The following is a 12,526-nucleotide window of genomic DNA, read 5'->3' as shown; positions in this document are numbered from 1 at the left end:
GAGGTCACCCCTTCATTTGTTTTACGATTGCTTTTACTAATGCTAAGAAGTTCGCTTTAACACGTTCTGTCGTTTCAATTACTTCATCGTGGTGAAGTGGCTGATCTAAAATACCAGCTGCCATATTTGAAATACAAGAAATACCTAATACTTTCATACCAGCATGACGCGCTACAATTACTTCAGGTACTGTTGACATACCAACTGCATCTCCGCCAAGTGTACGAAGCATACGAATTTCAGCAGGTGTTTCATATACAGGACCTGTCATTCCTACGTATACACCTTCTTGTACTTTAATATTTAAGTCTGCTGCAACTTGTTTCGCCATTTCGCGAAGTTCTACTGTATATGATGTAGACATATCAGGGAAACGTACGCCCATTTCAGAATCATTTGGTCCGATTAATGGATTCGTACCCATGAAGTTAATGTGGTCTGAAATTAACATAAGATCGCCTGGCTCAAATGATGTATTTACACCACCAGCTGCGTTTGTTACAACTACTGTTTCTACACCTAGTTCTTTCATAACACGAACTGGGAATGTTACTTTTTGCATGTCGTATCCTTCATAGAAGTGGAAACGTCCTTGCATTGCTACTACTGTTACACCTTGAAGTGTACCAAATACTAGTTGACCTGCATGGCCTTCTACAGTTGATACTGGGAATTCAGGGATTTCACTGTAAGGTACTGTTACTGCGTTCTCAATTTCGTCTGCTAATACACCTAGTCCTGATCCAAGGATTAGTCCTACTTGTGGTGTCTCTTGAAATTTCTCTTTTAAGTATGAAGCTGATTTTGTAATAAGTTCACGATTCATTTGTTTATCCCCCTATTTCTTTAGCTCGTTTAAGAAGCTTGTTCCGTATTCTGGCATTTTCACACCGAAGTTTTCTGCTACTGTTGCACCAATATCAGCAAATGTTTGACGAAGTGGTAATTCTTGTCCGCCTTCTTTCATGCTTGGGCTATATGCCAATAATGGTACATATTCACGTGTATGGTCAGTACCAGGGTGAATTGGATCATTACCGTGGTCTGCTGTAATTAATAATAGATCATCTTCTTTTAGTTTTGCGAATACTTCTGGAAGACGTGCATCATATTCTTGCAGAGCTTCTCCGTATCCTTGTGGATCACGGCGGTGGCCGAATAATGCATCAAAGTCAACTAAGTTTAAGAAGCTAAGACCTGTAAAGTCCATATTTAATGTATCTACAAGCTTATCCATTCCATCCATGTTAGACTTCGTACGAAGTGATTCAGTTACCCCTTCACCATCATAAATATCAGAGATTTTACCGATAGCAATTACATCGTAGTCACTATCTTTTAATTCATTCATTACTGTACGGCCGAATGGTTTTAATGCATAGTCATGACGGTTTGGTGTACGTGTAAAGTTTCCAGGTTCACCAACGAATGGACGAGCAATAACACGACCTACCATGTATTTCTCATCTAATGTTAATTCACGTGCAATTTTACAGATTTTATATAACTCATCAAGTGGCACTACTTCTTCGTGTGCTGCAATTTGCAATACGCTATCAGCAGAAGTATAAACGATTAAAGAGCCTGTTTCCATTTGCTCTTGACCAAGTTCATCAAGAATCTCAGTTCCAGAAGCTGGCTTATTACCGATAATTTTACGGCCTGTTTTTTCTTCTAATTCATCAAGTAATTCTTTCGGGAATCCTTCCGGGAACACTTGGAATGGTGTATCAATGTAAAGGCCCATGATTTCCCAGTGACCTGTCATTGTATCTTTACCAGTAGATTTCTCTTGCATTTTTGTGTAATATCCAAGTGGTTTCTCTACTTTAGAGATACCTTTCATTTCTCGAATGTTACCAAGACCTAATTTCACCATGTTAGGCATTTGTAACCCATTCATATGTTCAGCAATGTGACCAATTGTGTCAGATCCTAAATCACCAAATTGCTCAGCATCTGGTGCTTCACCGATTCCCACAGAGTCCATTACGACTAGGAATATACGTTTATATTTATTCATAACTGCGACCTCCTATAAGTTCAGTTCTACTTCTTGTAGTATGTTCAAAACGCTATAAAGTGAAACTGTTATCAAAAAGAATTCTCATTGTCAAACAGTACTTCTTTAAATCATTTTCTAACCTATTTCGTTTACTTGAAACGATTCAAAAACATTTCTAGTTTTTTCTAAGTCAGATGTCAGACATCTGATACTGATATCATAACATGTTTACGCTTTCTTTTTAATACATTTTCGTAGAATTTCTCATTTTCTTCACACTTCTATTGTAATCCATTCTGCAACGAAGTGCTAATTTTTTTATGATTTATTTCTTCATATTAAAAATAAAAAGTAGCTCTAAAGAGCTACTTTTTATTTTACTTCTATTGTTTCTTCTTTATGTTCATGCAATTCGCCTTTTCTTACATGTACTTTCACTTTGTAAGCACCGTTCTCTTTGAAAGTATGTTTCGTTTCATACTCTCCTTTATTTCCTTCTTTCGCTGGAATAAATTCGTGTTTTTCAACACCATCTTTCCAAATCTCTAGTTGTACTTCAGCACCAGTTAATGCTTCTTCTTTTTGCTTTAAATGAACTTTCATTGTAGATTCAGCATTTGCCTTTATGTCTCCAGCCATAAGATGGATCATTGTGTCACTTTTATGATCTCCATGTCCTGCACTGTGGTCACTATTTTCTTTTTTCGCATCTTCTACTTTCGCATTTCCTACAGCAACTTTTACTTCTGGCATAACGTGCATTTCACGTGCATTTGTGTGAGCGATAATATGGTATACTCCATCCGTTTCGAATGTTTTCTCTACTGCATAAACACCTTTTCCTTTATGCTTACCATCTAACATCTCGTGTTTTTCGTCGCCATCTTTCCAAATTTCAAACTTTACATCATCGGCATCCGTTACTTTTTCTTTCCCTTGTGTAACAAGTGCTTGTACTTCTGTTTTTTCACCTGGTTTAATTTCTTTCGGATTTGTTTGTACTGCTACTTTTACAGCTTCAAGTTTCTGTTCTTTTTTCGGTTCTTCTTTGTTTGTATTACAGCCAGCCAACGCTAGCATCGCGATAAATAAAGTTATAATCAGTTTTTTCATCATCATTTCCTCCTTTATACTTTATTTAGTATAGAGGAAATACATTGTAATATTCCAGTCTTCTGCTGAAAACAATATACGAAATGTTTGTGAAGTTTCTGTGAAGCGGTCTTCCCCTCTTAATCTATGAAAAAAGAGCATAGTAACTATGCTCTCGGATGAAACTGTTTATATACATCTTTTAATCTAGTTTTTGAAACGTGCGTATAGATTTGAGTCGTTGAAATATCTGCATGTCCAAGCATTTCTTGTACAGCACGTAAATCTGCTCCATTTTCTAATAAGTGCGTAGCAAACGAGTGACGCAACGTATGAGGTGTAAGCTCTTTTTCAATATTTGCTTCTTTCGCTAATCGTTTTAATATTTTCCAAAATCCTTGTCTTGATAAACGATTACCATGATGGTTTAAAAAGAGTGCATCTACTACTTTTTTCCCCATTAATTCTCTTCTTCCTTTTTCAATATACTTTTGAATCGCTTCCGTTGCTAAACTTCCTAGTGGAATAATTCTTTCTTTATTCCCTTTCCCTATGCAACGAACAAATCCCATCGTTAAATGTACATCTTCTAAATTGAGTGCAATCAATTCTGAAACACGAAGTCCTGTCGCATACAGTAACTCTAGCATCGCCTTATCACGAATCCCAAAAGCACTTGTCATTTTTGGTGTTTGAAGTAACGCCTCTACTTCATCAACTGATAATACTTTTGGTAATTTCCGTTCCCCTTGTGGCGTTTCAATATGTACGGATGGATCGTGTTCTACCGCTCGTTCACGAAGTAAAAATTGGTGGAACGAACGAATTGATGCGATATGACGCGCTAATGTTTTCGAAGATTTTCCGTTCTCTTTTAAATACTGCAAAAAATTAACAATATGTAAACGGGTCACTTCATGAAAAGTTTTCGTCTGTTCCACATTTTGCAAATACTTTACGTAGCTTTTTAAATCCCGTTCATAAGATACTACTGTATTCTTTGCTAATCCTTTTTCGACAACCATATAATGAATAAAATCTTTTAATTGATCTTCCACTCTACACTACTCCCCATTTTCATAGAAAAACATCATTCTATTTACGAAAGCATCCTTTGCCGGTTCTTCATTCCCTGATACTTTTTCTACAGTCTCTTCTTTAGGTTTTTCATAACGATGATAGCTTTCATATTCTTCATTTATCCATAGTATAGCGAAATAAAACAAAATCGTACAACTTGTAAATAATAAAAATACTTTTATTCCATCAAAAGTTAATTTTAAAGCTCGGCGCATTGTAAATTCCTCCAAAATATAAGTTATTACAACATATGCCAAGCTTTCACCAATTTATACCTTATTCAAATAAAAAACCTCTTCCTAGATAAATAGGAAAAGGTTATTTTTCATCCGTTTCATTTTCTTGACAATTTTTACAAATCCCATGGAATGTTAAACGATGATCTTTCACCTTAAAGCTCCAGTCTCGTTCTACTTTCCTTTCCACTTCACCAAGTAAATCTTCTTGTATTTCTTGTACAGCACCACATTGTGTACAAATCAAATGATGGTGGAAACGCTGCGCACCTTCTTGGCGTAAGTCATAGCGTGAAACACCGTCTCCGAAGTTAATCTTATCGACAACTTTTAACTCAGATAATAGTTCTAAAGTTCGATAGACGGTTGCTAATCCGATCTCTGGCGACTTTTCTTTTACAAGGAGGTAAACATCTTCTGCGCTTAAATGATCTTCTTCATTTTCTAGCAGCACACGAACTGTTGCTTCACGTTGCGGTGTTAATTTGTAGCTCGCTGCATGTAATTGCTTCTTAATTCGTTCAATTCTTTCTTCCATTCGGTACTACTCCCTCCTCGCCACTCTTACACCATTATATCAGAAGAAGGGCTTCTGTCAAAAGAAAAAAACAATAAAAACAAATTGATAATTATTCTCAAAAAGTATTTATTTTTTATTAATAGCCTCAACGACTTCTTTCATTAAAACTGGTGATGCGTAAGCCTCCACACTAGAAGCAAGTGCTAACACCACTCCAATTACGAGAAAGAAGCATGTATAACGGATTAATAATGGTAATAGTGGCTCGGTTATTTTTCTAATAAATTGATGCCTAATCATCCGTAAAGAAAAACTTGCAGCAATAGTTGTCATAACGAGAAAGACTGGAATGATAATTAAATTTTGTGGCAAAACAGATACAAATGCTAATAATAGTCCATTCCATCCATGCTGACTTACTAAAAAACCAACTGTAAATCCAACGACAACTCCTTTTACAAATAATAAAATAAAAATAAGTGGTAATCCAATAATCGAAATCCCTAAAATCCAAATAAACCCGATGTATTTTAATTGCGAAAAGTAACTTTCTCGAAACATTTCGCCCGCAATAGCAAATTCTCCTTTAGAGACTTGTCCAAAAAAACGTTGTAAATAAAATGATAAATCTTGTTTTTGATTGATTTGTAAACTATTCACCAGAATGGCTCCGAATATTACTCCCATCAATAATAAAACGGCGTTAAATATATATAATGAAGAGTTTTCCTGTATGTGAGACATTACACGGTCTTGCCAATTTTTTCGCCACATTTTTCTTCCCTCCGTTCACACTCTTATTAAAAATGTATGAAAGAAAGAAAAAAGTATGACGAATTAACATTGAAATTCCGCTCTACTTTGCTAAACTAAAAAGTAGAGAATAGGAGGGATTTCTCTTGAAACCATTATTATTAGATTTTCCAACATTATTTCAAACTGAACGCTTGCAAGTTCGTAAACCATTTCCAGGTGATGGTGCAGAAGTATATGAAGCAATCCAAGCTTCTCTAGAAGACTTAGTACCGTGGATACCAATTAACGCTGAAACAGAAGAGAGTGCTGAAGAAATTGTTCGCGAAGCTCACGGACAGTTTTTACTTCGTGAAACACTTGATTTTCACTTATACGATAAAGTATCTGGTACATTCATCGGAGCAATTACACTAAAGCCTGAAAACTGGGATATTCCAAAGTTTTCACTTCACTTCTGGCTACATAGTGCCTATACAAAACAAGGCTATATGACCGAAGCTGTTAAAGGTGCAATTCAGTTCGCCTTTGATAAACTAGGCGCTAGAAGAATTGAAATTCGTACTGATGCAACAAATATAAATGCATGTAGCTTAGCAGAACGTCTAGAATTCATTCTAGAAGGTACAATGGAAAATGATTTCCTAGCACCAGATGGTAGCTTACGTGATGCACGTGTATATGCAAAAATCAATTAAAAAACACTCGCCTTTGGCGAGTGTTTATTTTTGTAGTTGTAAATATTGTACTGCAAACATCGTCTTCGCATCATGAATACGAAGATCTTTCATAAGAGTAATCGCTTCTTCTAACGATACTTCCATTAATTCCACAAACTCATCTTCATCTAACTCAGCTTTATTTTCTTTTTTTGTCAAACCTGTCGCTTTATATACATATAAAATTTCATCTGCGAATCCTGGAGATGTATAGAAAGAAGTAATGAGCTCCATATTTTCACATACATATCCTGTTTCCTCTTCTAATTCACGAACTGCTGTTACCTCAGGTTTTTCACCAGGTTCTAACTTGCCAGCCGGAATTTCTATAATCGCCTTTTCAAGTGCTTTACGATACTGCTCAACAAGCACAATTTTCCCCTCATCAGTAATAGCAATAATAGCAACTGCACTAGGGTGATTTACAATTTCACGTTTACTCATTGCTCCATTTGGTAATACTACATCATCAACACGAACTTTTATAACTCTACCATCAAAAATCGGCTCAGTTTTTACTGTTCTCTCTGCAAGATTACTCACACTACTTCATCTCCCTGTTCTATTTCCTATTCTTTCCTCATACATTTTACCACATTGAAAGGAGCGTGATAGAAATGAAAGTTTATATTTTACCAAATCGCGTCACTTTAGTCGGAAAAGCATGGCAAATTCGCCATAAGCTAAAGCAATATAGCAAAGAGTATACAACTGTACAAGAGTGGATTACAGCAAATAAAGTGAAACATTAATCATGCTTTTACGGGCAGTTAATGCGCAGCGAAAAGTAAACGTTTGTCAACCTCTTTTCCCTCTCGTACAATAAAGGTAAGGAGGTTGACCTATGAAAAAACGTCAATTAGGAAACTCAGATTTGTTTGTTACAGAAATGGGCCTTGGCTGTATGTCTCTCGGTACATCTGAAACAGAAGCTATGCATATTATCGATGAAGCGATCGATTTAGGAATTAATTTTTTTGATACAGCAGATTTATATGATTACGGATTAAATGAAGAATTTGTTGGAAAAGCCTTGAAGGGAAGAAGAGACCAAATTGTACTTACAACGAAGGTTGGAAATCGTTGGACAGAAGAAAAAAATGGCTGGTCTTGGGATCCTTCTAAAGCTTACATAAAGACTGAAGTAAAGGAAAGTTTACGTAGACTTCAAACTGATTATATTGACCTTTACCAACTTCATGGCGGAACGATTGAAGATCCAATAGATGAAACAATTGAAGCTTTTGAAGAATTGAAAAAGGAAGGTATTATTCGCCATTACGGTATTTCTTCTATACGCCCAAATGTCGTTCGTGAGTATGCAAAACGCTCAAACATCGTTAGTGTACTAATGGAATATAGCCTTTTAAATCGTCGCCCTGAAGAATGGTTCCCACTTCTGAATGAACACCAAATTAGCGTCATTGCCCGCGGGCCACTTGCAAAAGGAATTTTAACTGACAACAATGCAAGAAAAATAGAAAGAGTAAAGGAAAAGGATTATCTTTCTTATTCTTACGATGAATTACATACAACTCTAGCGAGTGTAAAAGAAACGATTGGAGAACGCTCTTTAACAGGAACAGCTATTCAATATTGCTTACATAATAAGACTGTTGCAGCTGTTATACCTGGTGCAAGCTCGCTTCAACAATTACAGGAAAATATACGAGCTAGCCAACAGTTACCTTTAACGAAAGAAGAATATATACAACTTCAAAAGATTGTTAAATATGACACATATGCTTTGCATCGTTAAAAATATCGAATTACCGATAAATAGAAGACTGTCTCCAGTATCAGGAGACAGTCTTTTTTATAACGTATCATATTTATCAGGATTCGTTCCTACATGTAAATCACGATTCAACGTGTTAATTTGACGTATCTCTTCTTCAGTTAGTGCAAAATCAAAAATAGTAAAGTTTTCTTTAATACGAGATGGTGTAACAGATTTAGGAATTGTAACAATCCCGCTTTGAATATCCCACCTTAATATAACTTGTGCAGGTGTTTTTTCATATTTGTTAGCAATAGCCTGAATGATTGGATGCTGGAATACTTCTCCGCCCCTCATTAACGGACTCCATGCTTCCATTTGAATTTGCTCATCTTGACAATAATTGCGCAACTCAAATTGCGTCAACATCGGATGAAGTTCCACTTGGTTTACCATCGGCTTCACTTTGCAATTTGGTAATAATAGTTCTAAATGATGTTTATGAAAATTAGAAACACCAATCGCGCGCACTTTACCTTCTTCATACAATTTTTCCAAAGCTCGGTACGTATCAACATACTTCCCTCTTACCGGCCAATGTATTAAATATAAATCTACATAGTCCATTTGTAATTTTTTTAAACTCTTTTCAAATGCCTCGAGTGTCTCCTCATATCCTTGATCGTCGTTCCATACTTTTGTTGTAATAAATAGATCTTCTCTTGGAATTCCTGATTCACGTATCGCCTCTCCGACACCGCTTTCATTTTCATATACAGTTGCTGTATCAATCGAACGGTATCCAACTTCTAACGCTGTTTTTACTGCTTGCTTTACTTCGTCTCCTTCTTTCGCTTTATATACGCCTAGACCAATCATCGGCATTTTCACGCCATTATGAAGTGTAGTTGTTGGAATATGCACAGTCGTCTCCCTTTCATTGTTACATTTTTTATAAGCCACAACTTTATTTCAACAAGATTCATCCCAAAAGTCAAAACATACGTACAGTTTACATAACACTTTTATATAGTTAAAAAATAACGTGAATTCATTCATTCACGTTATTTTTTCTCCATTCTTTCGCTTTTTCATCCACATTGCGCACAAACTCATTTTTTCCTTCCGTATATAACGCGCCATCATATGTATACTTTTCGGCTAATTCTTTCTTTAAGGTTGCATATGTCTCTGCTTCTTCACAATGAGCCATCATATAATCACGAAATGCTAAATGCCTTACTATCTCTGGATTTCCTTTTTCAAACACGTGTAAATGATACGAACGTTTTTCTTCAGTTCCATGAATAAAATATCGGCGTCTTGAAATACCATTTTCCCCTTTTACGATGTAACCAAGCTCTATAAATCGTTCATTCCACCCATCTACTCTTTCGATATTTTCTACTTCCATGATCATATCAATAATAGGTTTAGCTGCCAGTCCAGGAACTGACGTACTTCCAATATGATGAATTTTTACCGTTTCTGGCATCGCTGATTTTAATCTTTTAGCCTCCATTTGAAATTTTTCACTCCAATGGTTTTCATGTGGAACAACGACAATTTTTCTCATTCTAACTCCCCTTTTCTTACAAGCTCGTCAAAAAATGATCAGTGGTATTTCACTGATCATTTTTTATTATTTAAAGTCTTTCCAAGTAAGGTTACTTTCACTTAGCAGTTCTTCAAATGATTTATTCTTTTCACGTTCTTTTTGTTCTTGGCGCTTTCTTTCCAGTTCAGCTGCCTCTTTTTCCTCTTCTCTCACTTGCAACTCTTTCTTCTTACTCTTTAATTGTTGCATGAGTGAATCATTTAATTGATCGCCTAATGTAAGTGTTTCTTTCTTTGGTTGATTCACTTGCGATTGTCTTTGCATTTGTCTTTGTTTCTTTTTCTTCATGCTACTCACCTTTTACTTTTTTCTCCATTATAGTAGATACACGATGAAATCGACAATAAAAAAGGGTCTTTACTCTATTATTCACTTTTTGTAAATATGTTAATTTTTCGAAAAGACTAAATTTTTGTGTAGCTATAATCCTATGAATCTATTAAAATTATGTCGTATGATGTCAGATTATAAAAAAAGGAGAATTATATTATGTGGAAAAAAATTATTCCTGCCGTTGCTGTTTTAAGCACCATTACTTTTTCAAGCGTATTTGCCGCTCCCCCATCTCAGAATCCAGCTGAACAAAACCGCTACATAGACGTACAAATGCTTGGTATTAATGATTTCCATGGACAACTAGATACTGTTAAAAAAATCAATAATAAAGAAGCTGGTGGCGCTGATTACTTAGCTACTTATTTAAAAGAACGTAAAAAACAAAACCCTAATACACTTCTCGTACATGCTGGTGATATCGTCGGAGCTAGTCCACCAGTTTCAGCATTATTACAAGATGAACCGACAATTGAATTTTTAAATGACTTAAAATTTGATGTTGGTACAATCGGAAACCATGAATTTGATGAAGGTATTGATGAAATGCAACGCCTCATTTACGGTGGATATCATGAAAAAACAGGAAATTTCAAAGGAGCTAACTTCCCCTATGTAGCTGCTAACTTCTACAACAAATCAACTGGCCGCTTATTTTTACCACCGTTTACTGTAAAAATGGTAGATGGTGTTCCTGTAGGATTCATTGGGGTTGTTACAACTGATACACCAAATGTCGTTATGCCTACGATGCTTAACAATGTACAAATTACTGATGAAGTAGAAGCAATTAATAAATCAACACAACAATTAAAACGTCTCGGCGTTAAATCTATCGTCGTTCTTGCTCATGTCGGTGGAACAACCGATGAGTCTGGGGTAACAAATGGCGATCTTACTCGAATTGCAAATGAAACAGACCCAGAAGTTGATGTTATTTTCGGTGGACATAGTCATACGTATGTAAATGGTACAGTAAATAATAAACTAATTGTCCAAGCAAATTCATACGGAACGGCTTTCTCAGACGTGGATGTAACAATTGATCGTAAAACAAAGGATATTGTAAAGAAAAAAGCTGAAGTTGTTACAACGTATCATGAAGGTGTAGAACCTGATAAACAAGTAAAGAAAAAACTAGATCAATATAAAGAAAAAATTGCACCACTTGTAAATGAAGTAGTCGGAAAATCTACAGCACCTATCGACCGTAAACAAAATGATGCTGGTGAGTCCACTCTTGGAAATTTAGTTGCCGATGCTCAGCGTCAAACAATGCAAACTCAAATCGCCCTCATGAATCCTGGTGGCATTCGTAATGACTTAGATGCTGGTGATATTACGTGGGGTGAGTTATACGGCATTCAACCTTTTGGAAATCAATTAATTAAAGTAGATTTAACAGGTCAAGACATTCGCGATATTTTAAATCAGCAATGGCAAAAAGGAACAACAAGAATGCTTCAAATTTCAGGTATTCAATATACGTGGGATGCAAATAAACCAAACGGTGAAAAAGTTACAAATATACGTTTAACAAACGGTGAAGAATTATCTCCATCTAAAATGTATAGCGTAGTTGCAAATGCCTTCTTAGCTTCTGGCGGTGACGGATTCGTATCATTTAAAAATGGTAAAAATGCAGAAACTGGTCCAAACGACTTTGAAGCGTTAGTCGATTACGTAAAACAATTAAAAGAACCAATTCAGCCAGTTATTGATGGAAGAATTCAAAAAGTAAATTAAGTGTTTCTCTAATAATAAATTTCATTTTTCACGCCATAAAGGATTTATACTGATCCTCTATTTTATATGTAATATACATCATAAAAAGGATACTCGTTCTTCCAATGAACATAGTATCCTTTTCTTTAGTTATCAAAATGTGATGTTTTGTCAACTTCATATTGCTGTAAAAATTGGTGCAACGCCTCTTCTACAAGTTTAGATTTTTGAACTCCTTTCGATTCTGATATAAGGTCCAATTGTGATAATATTTCTGTATTAATAGAAAAGGTTCGTCTCTTCTTCTCTGTACTTTTACTCATAATTGGTACAATTACTTCTTCTCTTTTTCTTAATAATTCATAAATGCTTTGTAATTGCTCATAAATTAACAATTGATAATCTGTTTTCTCATATTGAAGGGCGGTCGCTTCTTGGAGTTGTAAGTGACGTGGTTCTTCTCCATCTCCTACAAAAATACGTTTCTTCTGCTCTCCATCATATTCGTATCCAATCAATCTTAATTTCTTCGATAATGTATACGGGCTAATTTCAAGACGTTTTGCTATAATAGCGATGGGTTCACGTCTATTTAAACCATCTATAATTTCTCCAATCGTCACAATTTCCCTCCTCCCGTGTTGAAATGACACTAGTATGGTATGTTACAATGATTTTCTAACAGTATATGCAAAATGAATAGCCTGTGCGATTCATACGATTTC

Annotated in this window: 16 protein-coding genes; 4 read left to right on the top strand and 12 right to left on the bottom strand. The window is 35.5% G+C overall.

Translation table 11 applies throughout. The features are described from left to right. Positions 1-4 precede the first annotated feature (4 nt). The 7 genes from AU379_RS03905 to spoIIM all read right to left on the bottom strand — a co-directional run bounded on the left by AU379_RS03905 (position 5) and on the right by spoIIM (position 5,677). On the bottom strand, positions 5-826 hold the full coding sequence (locus tag AU379_RS03905) for a purine-nucleoside phosphorylase (protein WP_001078446.1): 822 nt from the start codon (positions 824-826) through the stop codon (positions 5-7). Between the two features lie 12 nt (positions 827-838). Continuing rightward, positions 839-2,023: a phosphopentomutase gene (deoB, locus tag AU379_RS03900; protein WP_001046079.1), complete on the bottom strand. Its 1,185-nt coding sequence runs from the start codon at positions 2,021-2,023 to the stop codon at positions 839-841. 354 nt (positions 2,024-2,377) lie between these two features. Then, positions 2,378-3,118 carry a FixH family protein gene (locus tag AU379_RS03895; protein WP_000733456.1) on the bottom strand — a complete coding sequence of 247 codons (741 nt, stop codon included), beginning with the start codon at positions 3,116-3,118 and terminating at the stop codon, positions 2,378-2,380. 146 nt (positions 3,119-3,264) lie between these two features. After that, positions 3,265-4,155 carry a site-specific tyrosine recombinase XerD gene (xerD, locus tag AU379_RS03890; protein WP_000390088.1) on the bottom strand — a complete coding sequence of 297 codons (891 nt, stop codon included), beginning with the start codon at positions 4,153-4,155 and terminating at the stop codon, positions 3,265-3,267. Positions 4,156-4,161: 6 nt separating this feature from the next. Next, on the bottom strand, positions 4,162-4,392 hold the full coding sequence (locus AU379_RS03885; protein ID WP_001250432.1) for a YqzK family protein: 231 nt from the start codon (positions 4,390-4,392) through the stop codon (positions 4,162-4,164). A gap of 103 nt (positions 4,393-4,495) precedes the next feature. Then, entirely contained in the window at positions 4,496-4,951 is a 456-nt protein-coding gene (locus AU379_RS03880) for a Fur family transcriptional regulator (protein WP_000392657.1), read from the bottom strand. A gap of 108 nt (positions 4,952-5,059) precedes the next feature. Further along, positions 5,060-5,677, bottom strand: coding sequence for a stage II sporulation protein M (gene spoIIM / locus AU379_RS03875; protein ID WP_013142149.1), 618 nt, complete (start codon positions 5,675-5,677; stop codon positions 5,060-5,062). A 155-nt stretch (positions 5,678-5,832) separates the two neighbouring features. On the opposite strand from spoIIM, the gene AU379_RS03870 reads away from it, so the two are divergent. Continuing rightward, on the top strand, positions 5,833-6,384 hold the full coding sequence (locus AU379_RS03870) for a GNAT family N-acetyltransferase (protein WP_000803479.1): 552 nt from the start codon (positions 5,833-5,835) through the stop codon (positions 6,382-6,384). Positions 6,385-6,408: 24 nt separating this feature from the next. On the opposite strand, the gene AU379_RS03865 is transcribed toward AU379_RS03870, so the two are convergent. Further along, entirely contained in the window at positions 6,409-6,948 is a 540-nt protein-coding gene (locus AU379_RS03865) for an NUDIX hydrolase (protein WP_061138969.1), read from the bottom strand. 74 nt (positions 6,949-7,022) lie between these two features. On the opposite strand from AU379_RS03865, the gene mciZ reads away from it, so the two are divergent. Then, the gene (gene mciZ, locus AU379_RS03860) at positions 7,023-7,157 is read left to right on the top strand and encodes a Z-ring formation inhibitor MciZ (RefSeq protein WP_000870302.1); all 135 of its coding nucleotides are present in this window, start codon (positions 7,023-7,025) and stop codon (positions 7,155-7,157) included. 92 nt (positions 7,158-7,249) lie between these two features. Further along, positions 7,250-8,164 carry an aldo/keto reductase gene (locus tag AU379_RS03855; protein ID WP_000747213.1) on the top strand — a complete coding sequence of 305 codons (915 nt, stop codon included), beginning with the start codon at positions 7,250-7,252 and terminating at the stop codon, positions 8,162-8,164. A 57-nt stretch (positions 8,165-8,221) separates the two neighbouring features. On the opposite strand, the gene AU379_RS03850 is transcribed toward AU379_RS03855, so the two are convergent. The 3 genes from AU379_RS03850 to AU379_RS03840 form a co-directional block, all read right to left on the bottom strand. Continuing rightward, positions 8,222-9,049 carry an aldo/keto reductase gene (locus AU379_RS03850; protein WP_000547994.1) on the bottom strand — a complete coding sequence of 276 codons (828 nt, stop codon included), beginning with the start codon at positions 9,047-9,049 and terminating at the stop codon, positions 8,222-8,224. Positions 9,050-9,176: 127 nt separating this feature from the next. Further along, the gene (locus AU379_RS03845; RefSeq protein WP_001227188.1) at positions 9,177-9,701 is read right to left on the bottom strand and encodes a GrpB family protein; all 525 of its coding nucleotides are present in this window, start codon (positions 9,699-9,701) and stop codon (positions 9,177-9,179) included. A 66-nt stretch (positions 9,702-9,767) separates the two neighbouring features. Continuing rightward, the gene (locus AU379_RS03840) at positions 9,768-10,031 is read right to left on the bottom strand and encodes a YqkE family protein (protein WP_000727561.1); all 264 of its coding nucleotides are present in this window, start codon (positions 10,029-10,031) and stop codon (positions 9,768-9,770) included. A 201-nt stretch (positions 10,032-10,232) separates the two neighbouring features. On the opposite strand from AU379_RS03840, the gene AU379_RS03835 reads away from it, so the two are divergent. After that, positions 10,233-11,822 carry a 5'-nucleotidase C-terminal domain-containing protein gene (locus tag AU379_RS03835; protein WP_000265548.1) on the top strand — a complete coding sequence of 530 codons (1,590 nt, stop codon included), beginning with the start codon at positions 10,233-10,235 and terminating at the stop codon, positions 11,820-11,822. Positions 11,823-11,947: 125 nt separating this feature from the next. Here AU379_RS03835 and AU379_RS03830 read toward each other — a convergent pair whose 3' ends face one another. Then, the gene (locus AU379_RS03830; protein WP_000151927.1) at positions 11,948-12,424 is read right to left on the bottom strand and encodes a ribbon-helix-helix domain-containing protein; all 477 of its coding nucleotides are present in this window, start codon (positions 12,422-12,424) and stop codon (positions 11,948-11,950) included. Positions 12,425-12,526: the final 102 nt, after the last annotated feature.

It is taken from the genome of Bacillus sp. JH7, from assembly GCF_001563515.1.
In the GTDB taxonomy this organism is placed as follows: domain Bacteria; phylum Bacillota; class Bacilli; order Bacillales; family Bacillaceae_G; genus Bacillus_A; species Bacillus_A cereus.
Note: the sequence above shows the minus strand (reverse complement) of the source record. Positions and strands in the feature narration are given on the sequence as shown.

Bases quoted from the DNA above. Each gene is read 5' to 3' on its own strand.
- AU379_RS03905 (WP_001078446.1), bottom strand. From the start codon at position 826: ATGAATCGTGAACTTATTACAAAATCAGCTTCATACTTAAAAGAGAAA.
- deoB (WP_001046079.1), bottom strand. From the start codon at position 2,023: ATGAATAAATATAAACGTATATTCCTAGTCGTAATGGACTCTGTGGGA.
- AU379_RS03895 (WP_000733456.1), bottom strand. From the start codon at position 3,118: ATGAAAAAACTGATTATAACTTTATTTATCGCGATGCTAGCGTTGGCT.
- AU379_RS03885 (WP_001250432.1), bottom strand. From the start codon at position 4,392: ATGCGCCGAGCTTTAAAATTAACTTTTGATGGAATAAAAGTATTTTTA.
- AU379_RS03880 (WP_000392657.1), bottom strand. From the start codon at position 4,951: ATGGAAGAAAGAATTGAACGAATTAAGAAGCAATTACATGCAGCGAGC.
- spoIIM (WP_013142149.1), bottom strand. From the start codon at position 5,677: ATGTCTCACATACAGGAAAACTCTTCATTATATATATTTAACGCCGTT.
- mciZ (WP_000870302.1), top strand. From the start codon at position 7,023: ATGAAAGTTTATATTTTACCAAATCGCGTCACTTTAGTCGGAAAAGCA.
- AU379_RS03855 (WP_000747213.1), top strand. From the start codon at position 7,250: ATGAAAAAACGTCAATTAGGAAACTCAGATTTGTTTGTTACAGAAATG.
- AU379_RS03845 (WP_001227188.1), bottom strand. From the start codon at position 9,701: ATGAGAAAAATTGTCGTTGTTCCACATGAAAACCATTGGAGTGAAAAA.
- AU379_RS03840 (WP_000727561.1), bottom strand. From the start codon at position 10,031: ATGAAGAAAAAGAAACAAAGACAAATGCAAAGACAATCGCAAGTGAAT.
- AU379_RS03835 (WP_000265548.1), top strand. From the start codon at position 10,233: ATGTGGAAAAAAATTATTCCTGCCGTTGCTGTTTTAAGCACCATTACT.